This is a genomic window from Azospira restricta, from assembly GCF_016858125.1.
Taxonomy (GTDB): Bacteria; Pseudomonadota; Gammaproteobacteria; order Burkholderiales; family Rhodocyclaceae; genus Proximibacter; species Proximibacter restrictus.
On sequence record NZ_CP064781.1, the window covers coordinates 2,367,914 to 2,391,251 of the forward strand.

The following is a 23,338-nucleotide window of genomic DNA, read 5'->3' on the forward strand; positions in this document are numbered from 1 at the left end:
TGCCGACCATGTCGCTGCAAAGGATTTTCCGGATTTCCCTGGCGGGCGCGCTGCTGCTGCCCGCGCTCGCCGTCGCCGGGGCGGCCGAGGATTACGCCGTCGCCAAGAAGGCCTACGACGCCGGCGACGTCGTCGGCGCGATGCCGCTGCTGCGCAAGGGCACCGATGCCGGGCACGCGCCGTCGATGGTGCTGCTCGGCGACATCCTCGACAGCTCGGAGTTCGACGAGGAGGCCGCGGTGGTGTTCCGCAAGGCCGCCGACCTGGGTGACGCCGAAGGTCAGTTCCGCCTGGGCAAGCTCTACTCGCTCGGCGAAGGCGTCAAGAAGGACCTCGCCGAAGCCCACCGCCTGATCCTGGCGGCGGCGAAGCAGGGGCACCGGCAGGCGACCAATGTCATCGCGCAGGCCTACCTCAGCGCCCAGCTCGGCATTCCCGAGAGCGCGCGCGAGGGCGAGGAGTCGCTGCGCTGGGTCAAAGCCGCAGTCGACAACGACTACCTGCCGGCGATCGACGCGATGGTGCTGGCCTACCGCAACGGCGGTTTCGGCCTGGCGCCGGACGCCAAGGAGGCCGATCGCCTGCAGGCGAAGGCAAACGCGCTGCGCAACGTGCAGCAGGCGACGACGCGTCCGAAGCGGAGGGCCGCCAAATGATCAGAGTCCTGTTCGCCGCCGCGCTGCTGCTGCCGGCCGCCGGCTTCGCCGCCGACCTCGCCAAGGGGCACCGCGTCTACATGCAGCACTGCGCCAACTGCCACGGGCCGAACGGCATCTCGGTGATGGCCGGTGCGCCCAACCTGGCGCGCCAGGAGGGCCTGCGCCAGCCGGACATGATGCTGCTGCAGACGATCAAGGCCGGCCGCCGCGGCCAGCCGCCGTTCATGGGCATCCTTTCCGATCCTGATATCCTTGACGCCCTCGCCTACGCCCGCACCCTCCGCTGACCGATAGACCATGAAAACAACACTGCTCGCCCGTCTCGCTCCCACCCTGCTCGCCTCCACCCTGTTCGCCACCGCGGCGCTCGCCGCGGACAAGCCCGAGGGGCTGCGCGTCATCGACTCCTTCGACGTCGGCAACAACGTCTACGTGCGCGCGCTGACCGTCGAGAAGCCGGCCAACACGCTGTGGGTCGGCACCTCGGTCGGGGTCATGGAAATCGACCTGAAGACGCAGAAGCCGAAGAACACCTTCACCCGCCAGCACGGCCTGGCCAACGAGTATGTCTTCGCCGTCGGCGTCGACAGCCAGGGCTACAAGTGGTTCGGCACCAACGCCGGCGGCGCCTCGCGCTACAAGGACGGTCAGTGGAAGACCTTCTTCCCGCTGCACGGGCTGGCCGACTACTGGATCTACGCCTTCGAGAACGACAAGCAGGGCAACCTGTGGATCGGCACCTGGGCCGGCGCCAACCACTACGACGTCAAGACCGGCAAGTTCAAGACCTACGTCAAGGAGCTGATCAACGAGTGGGTCTATGGCCTCACCGTCGATGCGTCGGGCAAGGTCTGGTTCGGCACCGAGGGCGGCGTGTCGATGTACGACGGCAAGAAGTGGCGCTCGTGGACGCACAAGGACGGCCTCGGCGCCGACAACGTCGAGAAGCTGCAGGCGAGCCCGAACACCGGCCTCGGCACGCGCTCGCGCCACGACCTGTCGACGATGGTCGAGGGGCTCGGCACCTACAACCCGAACTACGTCTTCTCCATCCTCGCGGAACCGAACGGCACGATCTGGGCCGGCACCTGGGGCGGCGGCGTCAGCCGCTACGACGGCAGGAAGTGGACCAACCTGACCACGCAGGACGGGCTCGCGGGCAACATCGTCTACTCGATGGCGCGCGACGACAAGGGCGTGTTCTGGTTCGGCACCGACAACGGCGTGTCGCGCTATGACGGCAAGGGCTGGAAGAATTTCGGCAAGGACCAGGGGCTGCTCGACAGCCATGTCTATGCCGTGGCGATCGCGCCGAACGGCGACGTGTGGGCCGGCACCAAGCGCGGTGTCGTGCGCATTGCCGAGAAATGATGAGCGCCCAGGCGCAACGAGGATGATTCAGATGAGCCAATCAGCACTGTTCCGGAAAAAAATTTCGCTCGCGCTGTGCGCGGCATTGATCGGCCTGCCGGCCGTCGCCGCCGAGGACGAGGCGCCGCTGCTGCTGGCGCAGGCGGCGCAGCCGCAGCGCCCGATCCCCGGCGGCCTGTCGTCGCCGCTGCATCCGCCGGTCGGCCAGAGCGGGGCGCCGCTGCCGAACCAGGAGCGCGAGGGCAAGGTCACGATCGACCCCGCGGCCAAGTTCACGCACTTCCGCGTCGGCAACAAGAACGTCAAGTCGATCCACGTCGAAGGCCCGGTGGTCTGGGTCGGCACCTCCGGCGGCGTCGTCCGCTACGACACCCGCGACGACAGCTACAAGCTCTACGATGCGAGGAACGGCCTGCTCTCCAACGGCATGTTCTTCGTCGGCAAGGTGAAGGGCATGATCGCCGTCGGCACCTACGGCGGCGGCTTCTCGCTGCTCGACGAGAAAACCGGCAAGTGGAAGACCTACAACATTCCCGAAGGCCTCGGCGACGCCTTCGTCTACGACATCATCACCGCGACCAACGGCGACATCTGGATCGCCACCTGGTCGGGCGCCAACCGCGTGCGCGGCGGCCACCTCGACGACCGCAGCAAGTGGGATCTCTACACCGTCGAGAACACCCGAGGCGGAGTGCCCAACGACTGGGTCTACGGCCTCGCCGAAGGCCGCAACGGCGACATCTGGCTGGCCACCGAAGGCGGCATGGCGCGCTTCGCCAACAACAAGTGGGAAAACTGGAACCACCAGCGCGGCCTCGGCGCGCCGTACGAGAAGGTCAAACAGGACATCGCCTTCAAGAGCGACCCGGGCAAGCAGTCGGTGCACCACGCCAAGCAGAAGCAGGAGATGGGTCTGCAGGGCGTCGACGTCGCCTACAACCCGAACTACGTCGTCGCCCTCGAGGTCGACCGCCAGGGCCACATCTGGGCCGGCACCTGGGGCGGCGGCCTGTCGCGCTTCGACGGCAAGAAGTGGACGAGCTACACCACCGCCGACGGCCTGCCGGGCAACCACGTCTTCATGCTGCACATGGACGACAAGGGCCGCCTCTGGGTCGGCACCAACAACGGCCTGACGCAGTATGTCGACGGCAAGTTCGGCAAGGCGATGACCACCGCCGACGGCCTCTTCGCCAACAACGTCTTCGCGATGGCCACCACTGCCGGCGGCGATTTGTGGATTGGCAGCTTCGGCGGCGTCGCCCACCTGCGACCGGCCAAGTAACTGCACGGAAGACAACGGGCGGCGCCGGAATGCCGGCACCGCCCGTTTTTTTTTGTGCTGCCCGGTTGCGCCGGTGGCGCTATTCGATGATCACCGCCCCCTGGACGCCTTCGTGCGCCTTGCCTTCGAGGTGGCAATACATCCGGTAGCTGCCCTTGTTCACCGGGATGAAGAACAGTTCGACGTTGCCGCCGCGGCGGGCGAGCTCGAAGGCCGAGAAGAACGGCGCCTTGACCTCGACCTGGTCCTTCACCTGCGCCTTACGCGCGGCGATGTTCTGCAGGAATTCCGGCGCGTTGAAGTAATGGCTGTGCGAGCCGTTGTTGGTGATCACCAGGCGGTAGGGCTGCCCGGCCTTGAAGCGCAGTTCGCGCGGCGACAGGCCGTAGTCCCGCAGTTCCAGGTTGACCGACTGCATCTCCTTCCAGTCGGCCGCTTTCAGGACGGCCACGCGCGTTTCTTCGGAGAGCGGGGGTTTCGCCTCCGCTGCGTCGGCGGCGGATGCCGGTGGCAGCGGCGCGAGCACGATGGCCAGCGCCAGCAGGAATGGGGTCTTGCGCATGCATGCCTCCCTGGTGTGCCGGCGCGCCCGAGTGGTCGTCGAAATTGCCGGTTCTGCGGGGCAGTTTAGCGCGTGCTTATTAATTGCGGAATACCCGTGCTGCAGCGGCGGCGTCAGAGACGGGCGATGCAGGAGCAGTCGATCGCGGGCGGGGCTTCGACCCCGCGCGGACAGCCGAATTGCGGATGCGGAACGAGGTCGAGGATCACCGAACTGTAGCCGAAGATCCGCCCGCCGAGGTGGCGGGCGCAGCGCTGAACGTCGCTGTCGTCGGGGACGAGGTCGACCACGCACAGCTTCTTCTGCGGCGAATTGTTGCCGCACAGCACGGTGACGTTGAGCACGTTGCCGAAGTCGGCGCACAGCGCATTGAGTGCGTTGCGGATCTCGCCGACGCTGGTGCACGCGCTCAGCAGGCGCTGGACGTCGCTGCCGGTTGCGCTCATCAAGGCCACTCGAAGGCGCGGATGTCGTCGATGAACGCGTGCAGCAGCTTCATCGTCTTGTCGGCGACGGTGTAGCAATGCACGCGATGATCGTTGGCAGTCATCTCCTTGATCACGAAGCCCTGGCGCACCAGCTTCGCCAGCCGGCGCTTCAGCGTCGATTCCGGCACCGAGCAGCACAGCATCAGCGTTTTCAGGGTCATTCGCTCGCCGGCCTGCTGGCGGGCGCCGATCTCGAGGAGGATCTTCAGGTCATCGCGCGTTCCGAAGCGCTCGATATGCTTGACGGCCAGTTGGTTGAATTTTCTCAGGCTCGCGATGCTCATTGTCGGGCTTCTACTTCTTATCCGTCATAAGCCCATTGTTACGCGGTTGCCGAGGTCGCTCAACAGTTGTTTGGGATCAAGTTGAGCCGGATTTCGGAGTGTTTCACGAATGTCACTAAAGCCTGTCGCCATGGGGTGGGGCGGGGTGCGCGAGGGGCCTCTGCGTGTCGGAAATGTGGCATTGGCGACATCGGCCGTGCACTGTGCGAGGGGTTCAGAAAAGCGACGGCTGCGGGGCGGTCAGGCTCGCCGCCTTGACCGTGATGCGCACCAGCGAACCGTCGCCGCGCGCGGCCTCGACGACCATGTAGCCGCCGCTCGCTTCGGCGACGACGCGCACGTTGAGTCCGCCGCGCGCGAGCTTGCCGCTGCTGCACCAGTAGTGCGCGAGTTCCCCGGGTTGCGGAATCCATTTCGCTTTTCTTGCCATCGCCAGCGCCTGTCCTGATGTCGTCCGGATTGCCGGACGACACTGTGCCACAAACCGCACCCCAAGAGTACTTCCTCGCGATGCGCGGGGCGCATCGCTCAGGGCGCGACGGCCTTGAAGGGGCGGCGGCGGGCGCCTCGTGCGATAATCCGCGCTTCCCGAAGAAGACCGTCATGCCCCACCGAGCCCTCAACGTCTCCGAGCACGGAATGCTCGACGCCTATGCGGCGACGCTCGCCGCGCGCGGCTATCGCGCCGACGCCGCGCAGCAGGCGGCGGCCGAGCGCCTGCAGCGCCTCTACGGCGAACTGCTCGCCTTCAAGGCTGCGCGCAGCGGCCCCCTGCGCCGGCTCTTCGCGCGGCCGCAGCCGCCGCGCGGCGTCTATTTCTGGGGCGGCGTCGGCCGCGGCAAGAGCTTCCTGATGGACTGCTTCTACGACGCCGTGCCGTACCGCCGCAAGCGCCGCATCCACTTCCACGCCTTCATGCACCAGGTGCATCGCCAGCTCGACGAGCTGAAGGGCGAGGCCGATCCGATGGCCGCGCTCGCCGCGCGCATCGCGCGCGACGTGCGCCTGCTCTGCTTCGACGAATTCCACGTCTCCGACATCGCCGACGCGATGATCCTCGGCCGTCTGCTCGAGGCGCTGTTCGCGCGCGGCGTGATCTTCGTGATGACCTCGAACTACCCGCCCGACCGGCTGTACCCGAACGGCCTGCAGCGCGACCGCTTCCTGCCGACGATCGCGCTGATGAAGGCGCAGCTCGACGTGCTCGAGGTCGAGGCCGGCGTCGACTACCGGCTGCGCACGCTCGAGCAGGTCGAGATCTACCACCATCCGGCGGACGACTCGGCCGAGCGCAAGATGGCCGAGTACTTCGCCGCGATCGCCGGCGACGAGGGCAGGAAGGGCGGCGAGATCGACATCCTCGGGCGCAAGGTGGCGACCCGCCGGCGCGGCCACGGCGTCATCTGGTTCGACTTCGCCGTGCTCTGTGGCGGCCCGCGCTCGCAGAACGACTACCTCGAGCTGGCGCAGGGCTACCACACGGTGCTGGTTTCCGGCATCCCGAAACTGAGTGCGGCACGGGCCAACGAGGCGCGCCGCTTCACCTGGCTGGTCGACGTCTTCTACGACCACAAGGTGAAGCTGATCGCCACCGCCGACTGCGAGGCCGACCAGCTCTATACCGAGGGCGTGCAGGCGAGCGAATTCTTCCGCACGGTGAGCCGGCTGACCGAGATGCGCTCGCGCGAGTATCTTGCCCTGCAGCACCTGGCGGGCTAAGGTTCTCTTTCCTTTCCCTTGCGCGAGGGCTGCGCGATGAAGCGCCTGCTGTCGATCCTGCTCGTCCTGCTGCCGCTGCTGGCCGCCGCCCAGCAGGAGATGGAAATCCTGCCGCTGCGCCACCGCACCGTCGACCAGGTGCTGCCGGTCCTGCGTCCGCTGCTGGAGCCGGGCGCCGCGCTCTCCGGAATGAACAACCAGCTGATCCTGCGCGCTTCGCGCAAGAACCGCGACGAGATCAGGCAGGCGCTGGCCGCGCTCGACACGCCGGCGCGCTCGCTGCGCATCCTCGTCTCGCAGCACCGCGACGCCGAGATGCGGCAAAGCGGCGCCGAGGCCTACGGCAGCGTCGGCAGCGGCAACGTGCGCATCATCCAGCCGCCGTCGGGTGTCGCCGTCGGCGGCGGCCGCGTCGAGATCCGTCGCGATGGCAACGTTGTCGGCGGGCAGGTGGTCGACACGCGCAGCACGCGCGCTGCCGGCGCGATGCAGTCGGTGCAGGTGGTCGAGGGCGGTCGCGCCTACATCAGCGTCGGCCAGTCGCTGCCGCTGCCGCTGCGCCAGGTCGTGGTCGGCCCGGGCGGCGCGGTCGTCACCGAGACCGTGGTCTATCGCGACGTCGGCCAAGGCTTTTACGCCGAGCCGCGCCTCGCCGGCGACCGCGTCACGCTGGAGATCAGCCCGCAGTTCGACACGCCGGGCGCCGCCTATGGCAGCATCAATACCCAGCGCCTGTCGACCACCGTCTCCGGCCGCCTCGGCGAATGGATCGAGCTCGGCGGCAGCGGCCAGCAGGCCGCCGGCCGCGAGCGCGGCGGCTTCTCGGTCGGTACCAGCGAGATCCGCGACGACCGCAGCATCTGGCTGAAGGTCGAGGAAGTCCAGTAGCGGCCGGCGGCCGCGAAGTTTCCGGCGTCATGCTGGCGGCGGCGGTTGCCGCTGCCTATAGTGAGTCTGCCGGGCCGCCGTCTGCGGCCGGCCCGGCGGAATGCCTTCGGAAAGGGGGAAGCGTGATGTGCACGTTCGATTCTCCGATCGCCCGCTGCGAGCTGATGCATGTCATGGTGCTGACCGACGAAACGCAACGGGCCTGCGCCGCCGAACACGGCTGCCCGCCCGGGCTCGCTTGCCCGCTGGCCGCGGTGTTCACCGGCGAGGAAATGGTCGAGGGGCGGCGCGGGCCGTTGCCCGGCCAGGCGCCGGCGGTTTCCCCGTCGCCCTGATCTCCGGCGCTCCGGGACGATGCCCATGAGTCCATGCGTTGCAGCGACTGCCCCCTTTCACCGCCTGCGCGCGCTGCTGGCGCTTGCCGTACTCTCTAGTTGGCCTCTGCTTGCCGCCGCCGAGGCGTCGGTGCGCGCGGTGCCGACCGCGGAACCGCCGGCGGCCGGCGAGCAGGCGCGCGGCGTCGCGCTGAAGCGGATGAAGTTCGCCCAACTCGCCAACAGCACGGTCGGCGAGAGTGCCGCCGACGCTGCCTGCAGCGACGGCAAGCCGGTCTATCTCGACCGCAAGCTGGCGGCGGCGCTGGCCGAGGCGGTCACCTTCGCCTTCGGCCGCAACCTGCGCGAGCTCGGCTACCGGCGCAGCCCGGGCGACGAGTCGGTGTTCAGCGAGACGCAGAAAAAGCCCGTCGAGATCGAGGTCGGCGCGCTCGTCCAGGAAGTGCAGATGAGCTACTGCGGCAAGCCCGGCGGTGCCGTCGAGGGCAGCCTCTACTTCAAGGCGCGGATGGAGCTGCTGGTGCCGGCGGCGCAGAAGGTGGTGCATGCGCCGGTGGTCGAAGGCGGCGTCAGCGGTCGGCGTGCGCCGACGATGGTCGAGTTCTACCGCGCCGGCGCCGACGGGCTGGTCAAGAATTTCCTCGCCGAGCCCGGCGTCGTCGCCTGGCTCGGCGGCGCGAAGCCGCTGCCGACGGCGGTGGCGCAGAAGGCGGCAGGCTTGCGCCTCGAAGCGGTGAGTCCGCCGGCCGGCGGCACCGCCGGTGCCGCGACGCTGCTGCGCGCGTCGGTGGTGACGATCGAGGGCAGCGGCCGCTCCGGCAGCGGCTTCGTCATCTCGCGCCAGGGCTACGTGCTGACCAACCAGCACGTCGTCGGCGGCAACCGCTTCGTCAAGCTGCGGCTGGCCAGCGGCCGCGAGGCAGTTGGTGAGGTGGTGCAGCAGAATGCCGCGCGCGACGTCGCGCTGATCAAGACCGAGAGCGGCCTCGACCCGCTCGCGCTGCGCAGCGGCGAGCTGGCGCCGGGCGAGACCGTCTATGCGATCGGCTCGCCGCTCGGCGAGAAGTTCAGCGGCTCGCTGACCAAGGGTATCGTCAGCGCCTACCGCGTGCGCAACGGACAGCGCTTCATCCAGAGCGACGTCGCCATCCTGTCCGGCTCCAGCGGCGGTCCGCTGCTCGACGAGCAGGGGCGGGTCGTCGGCCTGACACAGAGCGGCGTCGAGGCCGGCCGCGCGCGCATCAACCTGTTCGTGCCGATCGCCGACGGCCTGCAGGCGATCGGCGTCGCGCTGCCGGAGTGAGTCGGCCCTAATCCCGCGTCAGGAAGGTTTCGAGCGCGGCCGCGACCCGTTCCGGCTGGTCGTGGTGCAGGTTGTGGCCGCAGTCGGCGATGGTCGCTAGCTGCAGGTTGCGGAAGGCGGCGAGGCGGCGTTCGCGCTCGGCCGGGTCGGCGCCGAAACGCTCGTGCACGAAGCCGTCGGTCGCCTCCAGCATCAGCACCGGCGCTGCGATCGCCTGCCAGCAGGCGAGCTGGTCGTCGATGCGGTAGAGCACCGGCGACGGTACGCGGTGCCACGGGTCGCAGGCCATCTGCACGCGGCCGTCGGGCAGCGTGCGGCCGAGGGCGCGGGCGAGGAAGGCGGCCTTGTCGTCGTCGAGACGCGGGTTGATCTGCTGCATCCGGCGCTGCAGCGCGGCATGGTCGGCGTAGCTGTTGAGCCGCGGCGTCTCGCCGAGGTGATCCAGCCACTGCGCCAACTGCTTCGGCGCGTCCTGCGCGGCGGTCGCCGGCAGGCCGAGGAAGTCGAGCATCGCCACCTGCGCCACCCGCTGCGGCCGGGCGCTGGCGAAGATCGCGGCGATGTTGGCGCCCATGCTGTGGCCGACCAGCCGCGCCGGGCGCGCCGGCGAATAGTGCGCGAGCAGCGCGTCGAGATCGCCGTAGTAGTCGGGGAACCAGTACGGCCGGCCGAGCCATTCGGACTCGCCGTAGCCGCGCCAGTCGGGCGCGATCAGGTGCCATTCCTGTCGCAGCGCGTCGACGAGGAACTGGAAGGTCGGCGACGAATCCATCCAGCCGTGCAGCAGGAAGACCGCCGGTGCGTCGGCCGGCCCCCAGTGGCGGACGTGGTAGCGGAGGCCGCGCACGGCGAGGGTTTCGCTGCGCGATTCAGTGCGTCGGTTCATGTGGTTTGGTCCGGACAAGACAAGGCCGCGGGTCAGACTGCCCCCGCGGCCCTTTCGTTCCTTGGCCGGCCTTAAGCGCAGCCCGGGAGTGCTTCCTCGCGATGTGCAGGGCACATCGCTCAGGCGCACCCCGAGGGCACTTCTTCGCGATGCGCATCGCGCATCGCTCAGGCGGCTTTCAGTGCCTGGTCGAGGTCGGCGATCAGGTCCTCGACGTGCTCGATGCCGATCGACAGGCGGATCATGTCTTCCGAGACGCCGGCCTTCTTCATCTCGTCCGCATTCAGCTGGCGGTGCGTGGTGGACGCCGGGTGGCAGGCGAGCGACTTGCAGTCACCGATGTTCACCAGCCGCGTGATCAGCTTCAGCGCATCCTGGAAGCGGCCGCCGGCGGCGAAGCCGCCCTTGACGCCGAAGGTCAGGATGCCCGAGGCGCGGCCTTCCATGTACTTCTCGACGAGGTGGTTGTCGGGGTGCTCGGGCAGGCCGGCGTAGCTGACCCACGACACCTTCGGGTGGTCCTTCAGGTACCAGGCGATCTTGCTGGTGTTGGCGCAGATGCGGTCCATGCGCAGCGCCAGCGTCTCGCAGCCCTGCAGGATCAGGAAGGCGTTCATCGGCGAGATCGCCGCGCCCATGTTGCGCAGCGGCACGACGCGGGCGCGGCCGATGTAGGCGGCCGGGCCGAGGGCTTCGGTGTAGACCACGCCGTGATACGAGACGTCGGGTTCGTTGAGGCGGCGGAAGCGCTCCTTGTGCTCGGCCCATGGGAACTTGCCGCTATCGACGATGATGCCGCCGATCGAGTTGCCGTGGCCGCCGACGTACTTGGTCAGCGAATGGACGACGATGTCGGCGCCGTGCTCGATCGGCCGGCACAGGTAGGGCGAGGGCACGGTGTTGTCGACGATCAGCGGGATGCCGTGCGCGTGCGCGATGTCGGCCAGCTGCTCGAAGTCGGTGATGTTGCCGAGCGGGTTGCCGACCGACTCGCAGTAGATCGCCTTGGTCTTCGCGTCGATCAGCGCAGCGAAGGTCTCCGGCTTGCTGTAGTCGGCGAAGCGGACCTGGATGCCGTACTGCGGCAGCGTGTGCGCGAACAGGTTGTAGGTGCCGCCGTAGAGCGTCGACGCCGAGACGATGTTGTCGCCGGCTTCGGCAATGGTCAGGATGGCGTAGGTGATCGCCGCCTGCCCCGAGGCCAGCGCCAGGCCGGCGATGCCGCCTTCGAGCGCGGCGATGCGCTTCTCGAGCACGTCCTGCGTCGGGTTCATGATCCGCGTGTAGATGTTGCCCTGCACCTTGAGGTCGAACAGGTCGGCGCCGTGCTGCGTGTCGTCGAAGGCGTAGGAGGTGGTCTGGTAGATCGGGACGGCCACCGCCTTGGTGGTCGGGTCCGGGCTGTAGCCGGCGTGGACGGCAAGCGTTTCGAGCTTCATGCGGGCGCCTCGTTCGGTCGTCGAAGAAAGGCCGAATCTTATCACCCGGAAAATGCCGCGGGGGTTCCCGCAACACTGCGGAAACCCCCGCGACTGCGCGCTTCTATTGGCTCAGAGCATGACCAGTCGGCCGTTGGCGAGGCGCACGCGGTCGCCGTTCTGCAACTGCGGCGCCTGCGTCTCGGTGTAGGTGCGCGTGCGGCCGTCGTCGAAGCGGACGGTGATCTCGTACTGCGTCTCGCCGCGCATGCGCTTCTCGACTTCGTGGCCGGCGTAGGCGCCGCCGGCGGCGCCGACCACGGCCATCGCCTTCTTGCCGTTGCCGCCGCCGACCTGGCTGCCGAGCAGGCCGCCGAGGACGCCGCCGGCGATCGCGCCGAGGCCGGTGCCTTCGCCCTTGCCGGCGATCTCGCGCACCGCCTCCACCGTGCCGCAGTCATGGCAGGTCGCCTGCGCCTGCGCGGCGGGCTGGCTCGGCGGTTGCGCCGGGCGGGCGTTCTCGACGTAGATGCCGCTGTCGTTGACCGGCTGCGTGGCGACGCGGGTCGCGCGCGGCGCCGGCTCGTGCGGGGCTTCCTGGCTGACGGTGCTGGTCGTGCGTGCCGGCGCGCGCGGGGTGCTGGCCTGGCGCTTCGGTTCGACGGTGATCGTCGAGCCGGCGGGAATCTGCAGCGTCGCCGGCGTCTCGCTCCTCGCCGTCGTGATCGCCGGCGCGGCCTGCGTCGCCGGCGCCGCGGCGGTGACCGGAGCGGCCGGCGCCTCGCCGCGCACCGGCAGCCAGCCGGCGAGCGCGGCGACGCCGGTCAGGCTGAGCGCGGTGACCGAGGCGGCGGCGACCAGAATCATCGGGTGGGGCTTGCGGGCGAGGGGGGCGGTTTCCATGGTGGGTTCTCCGAGACGTGGGGTACGTGCGGCGATTAACGCATGGCGCTCGCGTTGCGCGGGACGAGGGAAACAAACTCTTACAACTCGAAACAGCCGGCGGCGGTGCGACGCCTGGAGGCGGTCCGGCGGCATTGCCGGTGCCGCGCTGCGCGGTGGCGGGGCGGTGCCGCCGCGTCGGGGCGCGCGGCGTCCCCGGTTGATGATAAGCAAAACTAATACGTACAAGTAACAATAACTATTGTTTATTTAAGAATCGTTGACTAAATAAGATTGTTTTTATAACTTGCAATACAAATACTTGGTTGAGGAAGCGTCTGGGGGTTTCGATAATGCTCCCGTCCTGATCGCTATCCTCGCCGGGCAATAGAACGAGGTTTCCGCTTGTTCGCGACGTGCCGCGCCGGAAGGCGAAAGTGCCGCGGCGACGAACAGGGACGGAGCCCGGACGGCGAATACAGGAGGAGGCGTGAGGAAACTGACCTACCGCGACATCCGCGTCGCTTGCCCGCTCGGCTGGGATGTCTTCGATGCCGACGGAACCCTGCTGCTGCGCCGGGGCTACGTAGTCGAAACCGAAAAGCAGATGCGCGGCCTCGTCGAGCGCGGGCTCTACGTCGCCGACGACTACCCCGATGTCGCCGGCGAGCCGGCGGCCCCGCCGCAAACCAGTTTCGACCCCTTCTGGCTGTGGGACGACATCCAGTCGAAACTGGTGCGCATCCTGCGTGACGTCGAGTCGCAGGAGTTCGTCGAGGAGCGGATTGGCGGCCTTGCGCTGCTGGTCTGCGTGCTCGCCGACAAGGATCCTGATGCGGCGCTCGGCGCCATCCTGCTCAAGGACATCGAGCGCTACGCCTACACCCACGTGCTGCACGTGGCGGTGATGGCGGCGATCCTGGCGAAGAAACTGGGCTGGGGCGACGGCGACCGGCGCGATCTGGTGTGCGTCGCGCTGAGCATGAACGTCGCGATGATCCCGCTGCAGACCGAGCTCACCAAGCAGCATGCGCCGCTCAGCGAGGAGCAGCGGCGGGCCGTGGCGGCGCATCCGGCGCAGGGGGCCGAGCTGCTGCGGCGGGCCGGGGTCGGCAACGAGCGCTGGCTGCAGGCGGTGGCGCTGCATCATTGCCGGCAGCGCCTGGCGGCCGACTCGCTCGTCCGTCCCGACGCCGCGGCGATCGCCGAACTGGTCCGCACGCTGGACGTCTTCTGCGCCAAGATCAGTGCGCGCGCCTATCGCCAGGCACTGCTGCCGCCGGTCGCCGCGCGCGACCTGTTTATCCGCGAGCGGGCGCAGGACAGCCCCTTCCTCGGCCTGTTGATCAAGGAGGTCGGCCTCTACATGCCGGGCACTTTCCTCAAGCTCAGCAACGGCGATCTCGCACTGTCGGTCAGGCGGGGCGCCAGCGTCGACACGCCGCGGGCGGTCGCGCTGTCGCGCGGCGACGGAGCGCCTTACCTGGAGGCGGTCAAGCGTGACACGGCGCGCCCCGAATTCACGGTGACGAGCGTGATTCCCCGGGAGCAGGTCAGGCACCGTCTCAACCTGTCGCGCTTCTGGGGCTACGCCTCCTGAGCGTCACCCCGCACCGCTGCCGTTTCAGCGGTTAACGTCGACCACCACGCGGCCGCGCACCTTGCCTTCGAGCAGCGCGCCGGCAGCGGCGATGGCGTCGCCGAGGCCGATCTCGGTCGTGATCGCGTCGAGCCTGGCGACGTCGAGGTCGCGCGCCAGCCGCGCCCAGGCCTCGAGGCGGACGAGCTGCGGCGCCATCACGCTGTCGATGCCGTAGAGCGTGACGCCGCGCAGGATGAAGGGGGCGACGCTGGCCGGGAAGTCCATGCCCTGCGCCAGGCCGCAGGCGGCGACGGCGCCGCGGTATTTCGTCGTCGCGCAGGCGTTGGCCAGCGTGTGGCTGCCGACGGCGTCGACGACGCCGGCCCAGCGTTCGCGGCCGAGCGGCTTGCCGGGAGCCGCCAGTTCGCTGCGGTCGATCACCTCGGCGGCGCCGAGCGCCTGCAGGTGCGCCGCTTCCGCCGGGCGGCCGGTGGAGGCGACGACGCGGTAGCCGAGCTTCGCCAGCAGCGCGACGGCGACGCTGCCGACGCCGCCGTTGGCGCCGGTGACCAGGATGTCGCCGTCGGCCGGCCTGATGCCGTGCTTTTCCAGCGCCAGCACGCAGAGCATCGCGGTGTAGCCGGCGGTGCCGATGGCCATCGCCTGCCGCGGCGTGAACGCGGCCGGCAGCGGCACCAGCCAGTCGCCCTTGACGCGCGCGACCTGCGCGAGGCCGCCCCAGTGCGTCTCGCCGACGCCCCAGCCGTTCAACACGACCGCATCGCCGACCTTCCATTCCGGGTGGCTGCTGGCGCTGACCGTGCCGGCGAAGTCGATCCCCGGCACCATCGGAAACTTGCGCACCACCGGCGACTTGCCGGTGATCGCGAGGCCGTCCTTGTAGTTCAGCGTCGACCAGTCGATGCGGACGGTGACGTCGCCCTCGGGCAGGCCGGCTTCGTCGATCTGCTGCAGCGCCGCGCGGTAGCCGGCGTCGTCCTTGTTGATGAGAATTCCGTTGAACATGCGAGGCTCCTGGGCGAAAGAAGGGGAGGGCAGGCCGGATTGTCGGCCAAGCCCGGGCAAAGGGGAAGGCGTCGCGCTGCGGCTAACCCTGCTGCGGACAGCGGGCGGCGGCCAGTTCAAGGCAGGCCTGCCGTCGCTCGACGCGCTTCAGCGCGAGCAGCAGCAGCGTCCCGGCAACCATCGCGCCGCTCGCCAGCCAGAGGCCGGAGGCGTAGGTGCCGGTCAGCGTCGCCAGCCAGCCGGTGAGCGCCGGCGCCAGGATCTGCGCCGTGCCGTAGGCGAGCGTCATCTTGCCCATCATCTTCGCCGGGCGCGTCGGGTAGTAGCGGCCGGCCATCGTCAGCACCAGGCTGACCATGCCGATGAAGGTGCCGCCGAAGAGCAGCGCGCCGGCGAGCGCGCCGGCCAGCCCGGGGACCAGCAGCGGCAGCACGATGCCGACCACCTGCAGCGCGCCGGCGAGCACCAGCGCGTCGAGATAGCCGGTGCGGCGGGCGATCAGGTCCCAGACGATGCAGGCCGGCGCGCCGGCGAGGCCGATCACGACGAAGGCGAGCGTGCCGTGGCCGGCGAGCCCCGGCAGGCGGTCGACGATGGCGACGATGAAAGTGGCGCTGACCACGTAGCCGATGCCGCAGCAGAAGTAGGCGGCGAGGAAGAGGCGCAGGAACAGCGGGCTCGGCGGGTTGTCGTTCATCGGCTGCCCGCTCGCGGTCACGGTGCTGGTGTCGGGCGGCGGCAGCCAGCGCAGCGCCGGCACCAGCAGCAGGCAGGCGATCGCGGTGAACGCGAACCATTGCCCGCGCCAATCCAGCCACTGGCTCATCAGCGCGACGGCGCCGGCACAGCCGGCGATGCCCAGCCCGATGCCGGCGAAGTGGATGCCGAGCTCGCTGCGGTGGTGGTGGCGGATCAGCCAGTTGAGGATCAGTCCGGTGCCGAGCAGCATGCCGGCGGCGCTCGCCAGCCCGGCGACGAAGCGCGACAGCGCCCATACCGTGACGTCGGTGGACAGCCCCATCACCGCCGTGCTGGCGACCGCGAGCAGCATGCCGATGCGGTACAGGCGGTCCTTCAGCACGAGGTCTGAGATCAGCGAGGCGATCAGGGCCCCGGCCAGGTAGCCGGTGTAGTTGATCGCCGCCAGCCAGCCGGCCTCGGCGACGCCGAGCCCGGCCTGCTGCTGCATCAGCGGCAGCAGCGGCGTGTAGGCGAAGCGGGCGACGCCGAGCACCAGCAGCAGGCTGAAGATGCCGGCACCGAGGATCTTCAGGCGCGCCCGTCTGTCTTCTGTCGAGTCGTTCATGTCCGTGGGGAGGGGTTTTTGTACGGACACGATAAACGGAGTAATCTATCTGAACAAATGAATTGTTCAGAAGTAAATATTCTGTATTGCAGATAGAAAGGAATCGGCGATGGAACTGATCGCGCTGCGTACCTTCCAGGCGGTGGTCGAGGAAGGCGGCATCCTCGCCGCGTCGCGCAAGCTGAACACCGTGCAGTCCAACGTCACCAGCCGCATCCGCCGGCTGGAGCAGGAACTCGGCGCCGAGCTCTTCTTCCGCAAGGGGCGCGGCCTCGAACTGGCGCCGTCGGGACGGGTGCTGCTCGACTACGCACGGCGCATGCTGCAGCTCGAACGGGAAACGAGCGCGGCGGTGCGACAGGCCGGCGAAGCCGTCGGCGAGCTGCGCATCGGCACGATGGAGACCTTCGCCGCGGTGCATCTGCCGAACGCGCTGAAGGCGGTGCGTGCCGCGCATCCGCGCGTCGAGCTGCGCATCTTCACCGACACCACCGCGGCGCTGATGTCCGGCGTGCTCGAACACCGCCTCGACTGTGCCTTCGTCGCCGGGCCGGTGGTGCATCCCGGGCTCGCCTTCGACGAACTGCTGGTCGAGGAGCTGGTGCAGGTCCATGCCCGCGGCGCCGACCCGGTGCGGCAGCCGCTGATCCTGTTCCGCGAGGGCTGCGCCTACCGCGCCCGTGCGCTCGCGTGGCAGCGCGCGATCGGCCATGCGCAGGCCGACGCGATGGAATTCGGCACGCTCGACGGCATCCTCGGCTGCGTCGCGGTCGGGCTCGGCTGGACGCTGATGCCGCGGCGCGTCGTCGAGCAGTCGCCGCACGCGGCCGAGCTGGCGATCGGGACGGTGCCCGACGACATCGGCCGCGTTCCGACCGGAATGATCCGCCTGCAGGGCGGGCCGACGCTGGCGGCGGTGCGCACGCTGGCCGAAGCGGTCGCCTCCACGGTGCGGACATGAGCGCCGGCAAGCCCTGGTTCCTCTACCTGATCGAGTGCGCCGACGGCAGCATCTATACCGGCATCACCGTCGACGTCGCGGCGCGCTACGCCGCGCACTGCAACGGCACCGGCGCGCGCTACACGCGCTCGCACGCGCCGGTGCGCCTGCTCGGCTACGAGGCGCATGCCGACCGCTCGGCGGCGTCGAAGGCCGAGTATCGGATCAAGCGACTGAGCCCCGCCGACAAGCGGCGCTACGCGCTCGCGCTGGCGAGCGCCTGAGCACCGCTTCCGCTGCTTCCGGATATGCGGACGGCGTTTCGCCGCTAGAATCCCGCAGACAGCATTGCCCGCGGCAAGGCCGTTCGGCCGAAGCCGGGGCGGCCCGCGACGGGGCCGGCGTTTTTCACCACAGAAGGAGAAGAAGACATGCGGCATGTCCTGGCGTTGGTACGGCGGTATCTCGGGGCCCGTCTCTGGGTCGTGGCGGTGGCGGTCTGCTGCGGGATCGCGCCGCCGGTCGCGGCGCGGGCGCCGGGCGACGGTGCCGCGGCAGTCGCGGGGAGCGGCTGGTGCGGCGATGCGCCCTACGTGAACTGGCTGCTCGATCAGAGCGTCGACGATCTCTACCCGGCGATCCGGACGGCGTCGATGTCCGACTACGACCGCTCGATGGCGGTGGCGGCGAGCATCCAGTTCTACCTGCAGAACTCGATCACGCGCGACCAGCTCGATGCCTGCTACCTGAAGGTGACGCCGGTCGAGGGGGGCGGCTACAACGTCCAGATCCGCTCGGCCGACCCGCGCGCGGCCGGCTACGGCGCGACGCAGATCGCCTGGCTGAAGAACGGCCGCCTCGGCCTGCAGGGCGTGCAGAACTGCCAGCAGGACGCCGCGTGCTGGCAGCCGAAGGGAACGGGGCTGGCCTGCGTCGGCCCGTGGCAGTTCTACCTGCCGCTCGGCCTGCCGATGGTGTCGCAGAAGATGGTGATGCTGCTGCATTACCCGCCGTACACGGCGATGCAGCAGTCGGACTACCTCAACAACGCGACGCTCGCCCGCTGGCAGCGCCTGCTCGTCACCGTCGGGGTGCCGGCGCAGGACTGGACGCTCTATACGACCACGGTCGACATCTTCCCGGTCGCGGCGCCAGGCAGCGGCCAGTCCGGCTGCTTCCCGACCGCCTCGGCGACGAACTTCTTCGGCAGCCAGGGGTCCCCCTACATCCCGACGATGCTCGGCGCGCTGGCCGTGCCGGCGACGCCGCCGACGGTCGAGAACGGGGCCACGGTACCGGTCGTCGTCTTCGGCGCGGAGGCGATCGGCTACTGGAACGCCGCCTATCCGCAGGCGCCGGTCGCGGTGAACCAGGCCGGCAACGCCAAGCTCGCCGCCGGCGCCACGCACACGACGCCGTACACGGGTGCCAACCACCCGATCGCTGCGGTCTACCAGACCTGCTCGTCGAAGCCGGGAATCGAGACGATGGTCCGGCAGGACCTGAGCACCGCGTGCTTCGCGAAGTCGATGGCGGCGACGCCGGGCAGCGATCCGGCGGCGGTCGCGGCCAGCTGCCAGGGGAACTACTTCGCCGCAACGCCGGCGCCGGAGTACGCCGCGCAGATCTGCATTACCGCGGTCATCGACAAGAGCCCGCAGTATGCGCAATGGACCAGCACGCAGGCGAAGGCGTGGTGCGACGCACACGCCAACAAGCCGTGCCCGCTGCCGGACTACGCGTCGGGTAAATGAAAATCGGCGGCCCGCGGCGCTGAGCGCGTACGGGCCGCCGCGTTCGGGAAAGCGAAGGGGCGCAGGGGAAGCGGGCGCTCAGGTCCCGTCCAGGCCGCGGCGCTGCGAGCGCTCGATCAGGCGTGCCACCCGCAGGCGCTCCTCGCCGCCGCACGGCGCCGACTTCGCCATCGCCGACGCGATGCGGCCTTGTGCCGTTCCGTGCAGCACCGACACGAAGGCGACCTGCTTGTCGTTCAGCCCCTTGCGCCGCGCCGCCCCGGTCAGCGCCAGATAGTGCGGGCGCCAGTCCAGCCCGCACCACTCGGCCAGCCCGGAAACCTCGCCGCTGTCGAGTGCGCGATAGGCGATCTCGCGGCCGACCGGGACGGTCGCCCGTTCGGCTGCGGAGGCCGGCTGGACAAACTTGCCGTCGGCCAGCCGGGCTTTCCCCCAGAAATTCTGCAGCACGCGTGAAATCAGCTGCTCGCGCTGCGCGTCGGCCGGAATGTCGGCATGGGCGTGGCCGAGGAGGAGGGCGAGGATCGTGAAACGGAGCGGGCGCATGGCGATCGGCGGCAGGGATGACGTCCGATTATACGGCAACGTCATTTCCCCGGGGCGCCAGCGTTCGCCGCAGCCGTGATCTATGCTGACGATGAAGCTTCCTCGCGCGCATGCGGCGTGTCCGGCGGCGCGCTTCGAATTCCGCACCGGCGGCGGTACGGCGTCGCGCCGCCACCGTCCGCCGCCGGCGCGTCCGTTCGCAAGGAGTCCGTGATGGCCAATCCTTTTGTTCACGTCGAGTTGCAGACCCACGATGCCGTTGCCGCCAAGGATTTCTACGGCCGGCTGTTCGGCTGGTCGCTGAAGGACGAGCCGATGCCGAGCGGGCACGGCACCTACACGATGATCGGCGTCGGCGACGGCACCGGCGGCGGCATCTACAGCAATCCCGATGCGCAGGCGCCGGCGTGCTGGCTGGCCTACGTCGGCGTCGACGACATCGTCGCGGCGACGGCGCGGGCGCGCGAGCTCGGTGCGACGATCACCGTCGACTGCGTCAAGGTCGGCGACTTCGGCTGGATGAGCGTTTTCGTCGATCCGGCCGGGGCGACGCTGGCGCTGTGGCAGAGCCACGGCAGCGAAGCCTGAACGCGGCATGAACGGCAATGGCGACGAGCTGGCGGCGCGCATCGTCGATGCGGCGGTCGCGCTCGCCGAGGAATCGTCCTGGGAGGCGGTCCGCCTGCACCTGGTGGCGGCGCGGCTGGGCATCGGGCTGGCCGAGATCGGCCACCATTTCCGCGAGAAAGACGAATTGATCGACGCCTGGTTCGACCGCGCCGACGCGGCGATGCTGGCGCTCGCCGCCGCCGAGTGGATGCCGGCGCTGCCGCCGCGCGAGCGCCTGCGGCGGCTGACGCTGGCCTGGCTCGACGCGCTCGCCGTGCACAAGCGGGTGACCCTGGAGATGATCCTGAACAAGCTCGAACCGGGGCATGTCCACATCCAGTTCCCGGCGGTGATGCGCATCAGCCGCACCGTGCAGTGGCTGCGCGAGGCGGCCCGGCTCGACGACCACGGCCCGCGCCGTGCGCTCGCCGAAACGGCGCTGACCGCGATCTGGCTGGCGACCTTCACCTGCTGGCTCGGCGACGACAGCGCGGATGCCGAACGCACGCGCCGCTTCCTCGACCGCCAACTGGCGCTCGCCGAGCGCGCCGCGCAGGCCTTGCCCGGTTTCGCCTGAGCGATGCGGACGACGCATCGCGAAGAAGTACTCTTGGGGTGCGCCTGAGCGATGCGTAACGCTCCGCGACGAAGTATTCCCAGGGGACGCCTGAGCGATGCCTGAAGCACATCACGAAGCGAAGGGGCCCATGGCTCAAGTCCGCGTGGGGACGCCCGAGGCTGCACCCCAGGGGCGGCGATGGATACGCTGACGCATGCGCTGAGCGGCGTGCTCGCCGGCCGCGCCAGCGAACGTGACGGTGCGGCGCTGCCGCCGCTGCGGCGCGCGCTGCTGGTCGGCGCCGCCGCGGCCTTCCCCGACATCGACTACGCGCTGTTCGTGCTGGCGCCGGCCGACTTCCTCAACCTGCACCGCGGGCCCACCCATTCGCTGCTGCTGCTGCCGCTGTGGGCGGCGCTGCTGGCGCTGCCGGCGGCACGCCTGCTCGCCGCGCGCTGGCGCGACTGCGTCGGCCCCTGCGCGCTCGGGCTGGCGATGCACCTCGCCGGCGACCTGATCACCGTCTACGGCACGCAACTGCTCTACCCACTGTCGATGCATCCGTTCGCGCTCGGCGTCAGCTTCGACTTCAATCCGTGGCTCGCCGCGCTGGTCGGCGCCGGCTGCCTGGCGACGCTCGCCGCGCGGCCGCGGCAGGCGGCCGCGTTGACGCTGGTCGCCGTCGCCGCCGCCGTTGCCGGCCAGGCGCTGCTGCGCCAGCAGGCGCTGGCGGCTGCCGGCGCCGGCGCGCAGGCCCTGCCGCAGCCGTTCTCGCCCTTCGCCTGGCAGCTGGTCGTCGCCGATGCCGGCGGCTACCGCCTTGCCGACTGGCGCCTCGGCGGCGACGCGCCGCTGCGCTGGCGCGAGGTGCCGCGTCCGGAACGCGAGGCTGCGGCGCTGGTGCGCGAGGCCTGGGCGCAGCCGGTGCTGGCACCGTTCCGGCGCTTCGCGCAACTGCCGGCGCTGTACCGCGTCGACCGGCATGCCGACGACGATTGCGTCTGGTTCCAGGACCTGCGCTACCGCTTCCCCGGCCGCCTGCCGACCTTCCGCCACGGCGTCTGCCGCGCCGCGGCAGGGGGCGCCTGGCGCGCCTACCGCCTGAGCTACTTCAGCGACGGACGCCGGCAGGCGCTGTGACGCGGTGCCCGGGTCACGGGCGGGCGCCGCCGTGCGGCAGCGCGGCGACGAGCATCGCCGCCCCCGAGGCGGTCAGCAGCGCGAGGACGATGCGGCGGAAGGCCGCCTGGCCCAGTCCGGCGTGCAGGCGCGCGCCGAGCGCCGACGGCAGCAGCAGCGCCAGCGCCACCGCCGGAAACAGCGGGAGCATCTCGCGCGTGACGCGGCCGGCGGCGATCAGCGCGACGAAGGTCGCCGCCAGCGCGGCCAGGTTGAAGTGCTGGACGACGGCGCGCGCGAGGTCCTTGTCGTAGCCGCGCAGCAGGCACCACAGCGCGGAGGCGATGCCGGGCACGCCGCCGACGCCGCAGAGCAGACCGCCGACGGCACCGGCCGCGGCGTCGGCGAGGCGGCCGCCGGTGGCGATGGTCGGCAGGCGCCCGGCGAGCAGCAGCGCCGGACAGCAGACCAGCAGCAGCGCGCCGAGGAGGCCCTTGAACAGCGCCGCGTCGAGCTCGGCCAGCAGCAGCACGCCGAGCGGGATGCCGAACAGGGCGCCGGCGAGGAGCGGCAGCAGGGTCGCCGGCGGCGGCCGCCGGCGCAGCGTCGCGGTCGAGAACAGCTGTCCGGCGAGGCCGCCGAAAACGGCCATGACGGTCGCCAGGCCGGGCTCGATACCCCAGGCCCAGAACGAGAGCGCGGTCAGGCCGAAGGCGAAGCCGGAGATGCCCTGGACGAAGCCGCCGGCGGCGGCGCCGGCGACGAGAAGGGCGAGGTCGGTGGTCAAGGAGGACGGGGACGGCCGGCGGGACGCCGGCGAGGCGGGCGAGGCGGCGCCCGCCCGGGCTAGCTGTTGCCGACGGTCGAGATCGCCACCAGCAGCGCCAGCGACATCACGAAAAGCACGATCGGCAGGATTTTTCCTTCGGCGTTCATGGCGGCTTCCATGGCAATGACGAGCGGATATTATGACATCGGCGACGATGGCTGGCTAGTGCATCGTCATTGGCGGCGCAGCATCAGCCGGCGCGGCGGCGGGGGCGGTCGAGGAAGCGCGCCGGGGCGAGCGCGCTGCCGAGGCGGCGATCGAGGATGTGCGGGCCGCCGTCGATGCCGTCGGCGAGCAGTTCGCCGGCGAGCGCCGACCAGACGATGCCGCGCGCGCCGAAGCCGTTCGCCAGCCACAGGCCGGGCGCCGCCGGGGCCTCGCCGAGCCGCGGCACGGCGCCGACGATCGGCAGGCGGTCGGGCGAGGCCGGGCGGAAGCCGACGCGGCCGGGCAGGCCGGCGGGGTCGATGCCGTCGGCGAAGCCGGGCAGGATGAAGTTCAGCTTGGCCAGGTTCTCGGCGTGGTCCGCGTCGCGCAGCGCCGGATCGCCGTCCTTCATCAGGAAGGTGGCGCCGGCGTAGCGCTCGCCGCCGATCTCGGGAGTCACGTAGCCAAGGCGGCAGACCACGCAGCGCGGCGGCGATCCCGCTGCGGCCGGCAGGTGCGTGACCTGGCCGCGCGCCGGGAAGACCGGCAGCCAGTCGCCGACGAGCCGCCGCGCGTCGGCCGCGTTGGCGACCACCAGATGCGGCGCCTCGGCAAGGCAGGCGCCGGCGGCATCGAAGGCGCGCCACAGGCCGCCGGCGTGCGCGATGCGCTCGACGCGGGCAGCGAACTGCGTCGTGATGCGCGCCGCGTATTGCCGCAGGTTGGCGCGGCAGGTGTTGGCCGGCGATACCCAGGCGCCGCCGGGGAACCACCAGCCGCCCATGTCCACCGGCCAGCCGGCGAGCGCGGCCGCCTCGTCGCGCTCGACGAAGCGCAGGTA

27 protein-coding genes are annotated in these 23,338 nt (G+C 70.1%); 15 read left to right on the forward strand and 12 right to left on the reverse strand.

What is annotated here, in order from left to right; all coding sequences use genetic code 11:
- Positions 1-8 precede the first annotated feature (8 nt).
- Genes IWH25_RS11640 through IWH25_RS11655 form a run of 4 tightly spaced genes read left to right on the forward strand, consistent with a single transcriptional unit; the run spans position 9 to position 3,315 of the window.
- Entirely contained in the window at positions 9-656 is a 648-nt protein-coding gene (locus IWH25_RS11640; RefSeq protein ID WP_203385967.1) for a tetratricopeptide repeat protein, read from the forward strand.
- Positions 653-946, forward strand: coding sequence for a c-type cytochrome (locus IWH25_RS11645; RefSeq protein WP_203385968.1), 294 nt, complete (start codon positions 653-655; stop codon positions 944-946). Before IWH25_RS11640 ends, IWH25_RS11645 begins: the two co-directional genes overlap by 4 nt.
- Positions 947-956: 10 nt before the next feature.
- Entirely contained in the window at positions 957-2,030 is a 1,074-nt protein-coding gene (locus IWH25_RS11650; protein ID WP_203385969.1) for a ligand-binding sensor domain-containing protein, read from the forward strand.
- Between the two features lie 31 nt (positions 2,031-2,061).
- A complete protein-coding gene (locus IWH25_RS11655; protein ID WP_203385970.1) occupies positions 2,062-3,315 on the forward strand; it encodes a ligand-binding sensor domain-containing protein in 1,254 nt (417 codons plus the stop codon).
- A gap of 79 nt (positions 3,316-3,394) precedes the next feature.
- Here IWH25_RS11655 and IWH25_RS11660 read toward each other — a convergent pair whose 3' ends face one another.
- From IWH25_RS11660 to IWH25_RS11675, 4 genes are all read right to left on the reverse strand, one after another.
- A complete protein-coding gene (locus tag IWH25_RS11660) occupies positions 3,395-3,877 on the reverse strand; it encodes a cupredoxin domain-containing protein (protein ID WP_203385971.1) in 483 nt (160 codons plus the stop codon).
- A gap of 113 nt (positions 3,878-3,990) precedes the next feature.
- Positions 3,991-4,323 carry a hypothetical protein gene (locus tag IWH25_RS11665; RefSeq protein ID WP_203385972.1) on the reverse strand — a complete coding sequence of 111 codons (333 nt, stop codon included), beginning with the start codon at positions 4,321-4,323 and terminating at the stop codon, positions 3,991-3,993.
- The gene (locus tag IWH25_RS11670) at positions 4,323-4,649 is read right to left on the reverse strand and encodes a MarR family transcriptional regulator (protein ID WP_203385973.1); all 327 of its coding nucleotides are present in this window, start codon (positions 4,647-4,649) and stop codon (positions 4,323-4,325) included. The genes IWH25_RS11665 and IWH25_RS11670 overlap by 1 nt, the downstream gene beginning before the upstream one ends.
- Positions 4,650-4,863: 214 nt before the next feature.
- Entirely contained in the window at positions 4,864-5,079 is a 216-nt protein-coding gene (locus IWH25_RS11675) for a hypothetical protein (RefSeq protein WP_203385974.1), read from the reverse strand.
- 173 nt (positions 5,080-5,252) lie between these two features.
- On the opposite strand from IWH25_RS11675, the gene zapE reads away from it, so the two are divergent.
- The 4 genes from zapE (at position 5,253) to IWH25_RS11695 (ending at position 8,894) form a co-directional block, all read left to right on the forward strand.
- Positions 5,253-6,368 (forward strand): cell division protein ZapE, encoded by a 1,116-nt coding sequence (gene zapE, locus IWH25_RS11680; protein WP_203385975.1) that lies wholly within the window; start codon positions 5,253-5,255, stop codon positions 6,366-6,368.
- Between the two features lie 36 nt (positions 6,369-6,404).
- Positions 6,405-7,256, forward strand: coding sequence for a secretin N-terminal domain-containing protein (locus IWH25_RS11685; protein ID WP_203385976.1), 852 nt, complete (start codon positions 6,405-6,407; stop codon positions 7,254-7,256).
- Positions 7,257-7,381: 125 nt separating this feature from the next.
- A complete protein-coding gene (locus IWH25_RS11690) occupies positions 7,382-7,591 on the forward strand; it encodes a hypothetical protein (RefSeq protein WP_203385977.1) in 210 nt (69 codons plus the stop codon).
- 25 nt (positions 7,592-7,616) lie between these two features.
- Positions 7,617-8,894 carry a S1C family serine protease gene (locus tag IWH25_RS11695; RefSeq protein ID WP_203385978.1) on the forward strand — a complete coding sequence of 426 codons (1,278 nt, stop codon included), beginning with the start codon at positions 7,617-7,619 and terminating at the stop codon, positions 8,892-8,894.
- Positions 8,895-8,901: 7 nt separating this feature from the next.
- On the opposite strand, the gene IWH25_RS11700 is transcribed toward IWH25_RS11695, so the two are convergent.
- The 3 genes from IWH25_RS11700 to IWH25_RS11710 form a co-directional block, all read right to left on the reverse strand.
- Positions 8,902-9,780, reverse strand: a complete 879-nt coding sequence (locus IWH25_RS11700; protein WP_203385979.1) for an alpha/beta fold hydrolase — start codon at positions 9,778-9,780, stop codon at positions 8,902-8,904.
- A 167-nt stretch (positions 9,781-9,947) separates the two neighbouring features.
- Positions 9,948-11,219: an O-acetylhomoserine aminocarboxypropyltransferase/cysteine synthase family protein gene (locus IWH25_RS11705; RefSeq protein ID WP_203385980.1), complete on the reverse strand. Its 1,272-nt coding sequence runs from the start codon at positions 11,217-11,219 to the stop codon at positions 9,948-9,950.
- A gap of 111 nt (positions 11,220-11,330) precedes the next feature.
- Positions 11,331-12,101, reverse strand: a complete 771-nt coding sequence (locus IWH25_RS11710; RefSeq protein WP_203385981.1) for an outer membrane lipoprotein — start codon at positions 12,099-12,101, stop codon at positions 11,331-11,333.
- Between the two features lie 469 nt (positions 12,102-12,570).
- On the opposite strand from IWH25_RS11710, the gene IWH25_RS11715 reads away from it, so the two are divergent.
- Complete coding sequence (locus tag IWH25_RS11715; RefSeq protein WP_203385982.1) at positions 12,571-13,680, forward strand: HD-GYP domain-containing protein; 1,110 nt, start codon at positions 12,571-12,573, stop codon at positions 13,678-13,680.
- Positions 13,681-13,704: 24 nt separating this feature from the next.
- On the opposite strand, the gene acuI is transcribed toward IWH25_RS11715, so the two are convergent.
- Both acuI and IWH25_RS11725 read right to left on the reverse strand, forming a co-directional pair.
- Complete coding sequence (gene acuI / locus IWH25_RS11720) at positions 13,705-14,688, reverse strand: acrylyl-CoA reductase (NADPH) (protein ID WP_203385983.1); 984 nt, start codon at positions 14,686-14,688, stop codon at positions 13,705-13,707.
- Between the two features lie 82 nt (positions 14,689-14,770).
- On the reverse strand, positions 14,771-15,994 hold the full coding sequence (locus IWH25_RS11725) for a YbfB/YjiJ family MFS transporter (RefSeq protein ID WP_203385984.1): 1,224 nt from the start codon (positions 15,992-15,994) through the stop codon (positions 14,771-14,773).
- A gap of 109 nt (positions 15,995-16,103) precedes the next feature.
- Here IWH25_RS11725 and IWH25_RS11730 point away from each other — a divergent pair, with 109 nt between their 5' ends.
- The 3 genes from IWH25_RS11730 (at position 16,104) to IWH25_RS11740 (ending at position 18,688) form a co-directional block, all read left to right on the forward strand.
- The gene (locus IWH25_RS11730) at positions 16,104-16,955 is read left to right on the forward strand and encodes a LysR substrate-binding domain-containing protein (RefSeq protein WP_203385985.1); all 852 of its coding nucleotides are present in this window, start codon (positions 16,104-16,106) and stop codon (positions 16,953-16,955) included.
- Positions 16,952-17,218, forward strand: coding sequence for a GIY-YIG nuclease family protein (locus tag IWH25_RS11735; RefSeq protein ID WP_203385986.1), 267 nt, complete (start codon positions 16,952-16,954; stop codon positions 17,216-17,218). The genes IWH25_RS11730 and IWH25_RS11735 overlap by 4 nt, the downstream gene beginning before the upstream one ends.
- A 147-nt stretch (positions 17,219-17,365) precedes the next feature.
- Positions 17,366-18,688: a hypothetical protein gene (locus IWH25_RS11740; protein WP_203385987.1), complete on the forward strand. Its 1,323-nt coding sequence runs from the start codon at positions 17,366-17,368 to the stop codon at positions 18,686-18,688.
- Positions 18,689-18,766: 78 nt separating this feature from the next.
- Here the strand turns inward: IWH25_RS11740 and IWH25_RS11745 are convergent, their stop codons facing one another.
- On the reverse strand, positions 18,767-19,234 hold the full coding sequence (locus IWH25_RS11745; RefSeq protein WP_203385988.1) for a hypothetical protein: 468 nt from the start codon (positions 19,232-19,234) through the stop codon (positions 18,767-18,769).
- A gap of 213 nt (positions 19,235-19,447) precedes the next feature.
- Here IWH25_RS11745 and IWH25_RS11750 point away from each other — a divergent pair, with 213 nt between their 5' ends.
- The 3 genes from IWH25_RS11750 to IWH25_RS11760 all read left to right on the forward strand — a co-directional run bounded on the left by IWH25_RS11750 (position 19,448) and on the right by IWH25_RS11760 (position 21,542).
- The gene (locus tag IWH25_RS11750) at positions 19,448-19,822 is read left to right on the forward strand and encodes a VOC family protein (protein ID WP_203385989.1); all 375 of its coding nucleotides are present in this window, start codon (positions 19,448-19,450) and stop codon (positions 19,820-19,822) included.
- Between the two features lie 7 nt (positions 19,823-19,829).
- Positions 19,830-20,420, forward strand: a complete 591-nt coding sequence (locus tag IWH25_RS11755) for a TetR/AcrR family transcriptional regulator (RefSeq protein WP_203385990.1) — start codon at positions 19,830-19,832, stop codon at positions 20,418-20,420.
- A 180-nt stretch (positions 20,421-20,600) separates the two neighbouring features.
- Complete coding sequence (locus IWH25_RS11760) at positions 20,601-21,542, forward strand: metal-dependent hydrolase (RefSeq protein ID WP_203385991.1); 942 nt, start codon at positions 20,601-20,603, stop codon at positions 21,540-21,542.
- 13 nt (positions 21,543-21,555) lie between these two features.
- On the opposite strand, the gene IWH25_RS11765 is transcribed toward IWH25_RS11760, so the two are convergent.
- Both IWH25_RS11765 and mnmC1 read right to left on the reverse strand, forming a co-directional pair.
- Complete coding sequence (locus IWH25_RS11765; RefSeq protein WP_203385992.1) at positions 21,556-22,308, reverse strand: TSUP family transporter; 753 nt, start codon at positions 22,306-22,308, stop codon at positions 21,556-21,558.
- 232 nt (positions 22,309-22,540) lie between these two features.
- Positions 22,541-23,335 carry an FAD-dependent 5-carboxymethylaminomethyl-2-thiouridine(34) oxidoreductase MnmC1 gene (gene mnmC1, locus IWH25_RS19275; protein ID WP_338022742.1) on the reverse strand — a complete coding sequence of 265 codons (795 nt, stop codon included), beginning with the start codon at positions 23,333-23,335 and terminating at the stop codon, positions 22,541-22,543.
- Positions 23,336-23,338: the final 3 nt, after the last annotated feature.

Excerpts from the sequence above, each read along its gene's own strand:
- IWH25_RS11755 (WP_203385990.1), top strand. The coding sequence starts at position 19,830 with ATGAACGGCAATGGCGACGAGCTGGCGGCGCGCATCGTCGATGCGGCG.
- IWH25_RS11665 (WP_203385972.1), bottom strand. The coding sequence starts at position 4,323 with ATGAGCGCAACCGGCAGCGACGTCCAGCGCCTGCTGAGCGCGTGCACC.
- IWH25_RS11730 (WP_203385985.1), top strand. The coding sequence starts at position 16,104 with ATGGAACTGATCGCGCTGCGTACCTTCCAGGCGGTGGTCGAGGAAGGC.
- zapE (WP_203385975.1), top strand. The coding sequence starts at position 5,253 with ATGCCCCACCGAGCCCTCAACGTCTCCGAGCACGGAATGCTCGACGCC.
- IWH25_RS11670 (WP_203385973.1), bottom strand. The coding sequence starts at position 4,649 with ATGAGCATCGCGAGCCTGAGAAAATTCAACCAACTGGCCGTCAAGCAT.
- IWH25_RS11640 (WP_203385967.1), top strand. The coding sequence starts at position 9 with ATGTCGCTGCAAAGGATTTTCCGGATTTCCCTGGCGGGCGCGCTGCTG.
- IWH25_RS11745 (WP_203385988.1), bottom strand. The coding sequence starts at position 19,234 with ATGCGCCCGCTCCGTTTCACGATCCTCGCCCTCCTCCTCGGCCACGCC.
- IWH25_RS11760 (WP_203385991.1), top strand. The coding sequence starts at position 20,601 with ATGGATACGCTGACGCATGCGCTGAGCGGCGTGCTCGCCGGCCGCGCC.
- IWH25_RS11740 (WP_203385987.1), top strand. The coding sequence starts at position 17,366 with ATGCGGCATGTCCTGGCGTTGGTACGGCGGTATCTCGGGGCCCGTCTC.
- IWH25_RS11700 (WP_203385979.1), bottom strand. The coding sequence starts at position 9,780 with ATGAACCGACGCACTGAATCGCGCAGCGAAACCCTCGCCGTGCGCGGC.
- IWH25_RS11650 (WP_203385969.1), top strand. The coding sequence starts at position 957 with ATGAAAACAACACTGCTCGCCCGTCTCGCTCCCACCCTGCTCGCCTCC.
- IWH25_RS11725 (WP_203385984.1), bottom strand. The coding sequence starts at position 15,994 with ATGAACGACTCGACAGAAGACAGACGGGCGCGCCTGAAGATCCTCGGT.
- IWH25_RS11660 (WP_203385971.1), bottom strand. The coding sequence starts at position 3,877 with ATGCGCAAGACCCCATTCCTGCTGGCGCTGGCCATCGTGCTCGCGCCG.
- IWH25_RS11710 (WP_203385981.1), bottom strand. The coding sequence starts at position 12,101 with ATGGAAACCGCCCCCCTCGCCCGCAAGCCCCACCCGATGATTCTGGTC.
- IWH25_RS11695 (WP_203385978.1), top strand. The coding sequence starts at position 7,617 with ATGAGTCCATGCGTTGCAGCGACTGCCCCCTTTCACCGCCTGCGCGCG.
- IWH25_RS11735 (WP_203385986.1), top strand. The coding sequence starts at position 16,952 with ATGAGCGCCGGCAAGCCCTGGTTCCTCTACCTGATCGAGTGCGCCGAC.
- IWH25_RS11690 (WP_203385977.1), top strand. The coding sequence starts at position 7,382 with ATGTGCACGTTCGATTCTCCGATCGCCCGCTGCGAGCTGATGCATGTC.
- IWH25_RS11750 (WP_203385989.1), top strand. The coding sequence starts at position 19,448 with ATGGCCAATCCTTTTGTTCACGTCGAGTTGCAGACCCACGATGCCGTT.
- IWH25_RS11705 (WP_203385980.1), bottom strand. The coding sequence starts at position 11,219 with ATGAAGCTCGAAACGCTTGCCGTCCACGCCGGCTACAGCCCGGACCCG.
- IWH25_RS11685 (WP_203385976.1), top strand. The coding sequence starts at position 6,405 with ATGAAGCGCCTGCTGTCGATCCTGCTCGTCCTGCTGCCGCTGCTGGCC.
- IWH25_RS11675 (WP_203385974.1), bottom strand. The coding sequence starts at position 5,079 with ATGGCAAGAAAAGCGAAATGGATTCCGCAACCCGGGGAACTCGCGCAC.
- acuI (WP_203385983.1), bottom strand. The coding sequence starts at position 14,688 with ATGTTCAACGGAATTCTCATCAACAAGGACGACGCCGGCTACCGCGCG.
- IWH25_RS11645 (WP_203385968.1), top strand. The coding sequence starts at position 653 with ATGATCAGAGTCCTGTTCGCCGCCGCGCTGCTGCTGCCGGCCGCCGGC.
- IWH25_RS11655 (WP_203385970.1), top strand. The coding sequence starts at position 2,062 with ATGAGCCAATCAGCACTGTTCCGGAAAAAAATTTCGCTCGCGCTGTGC.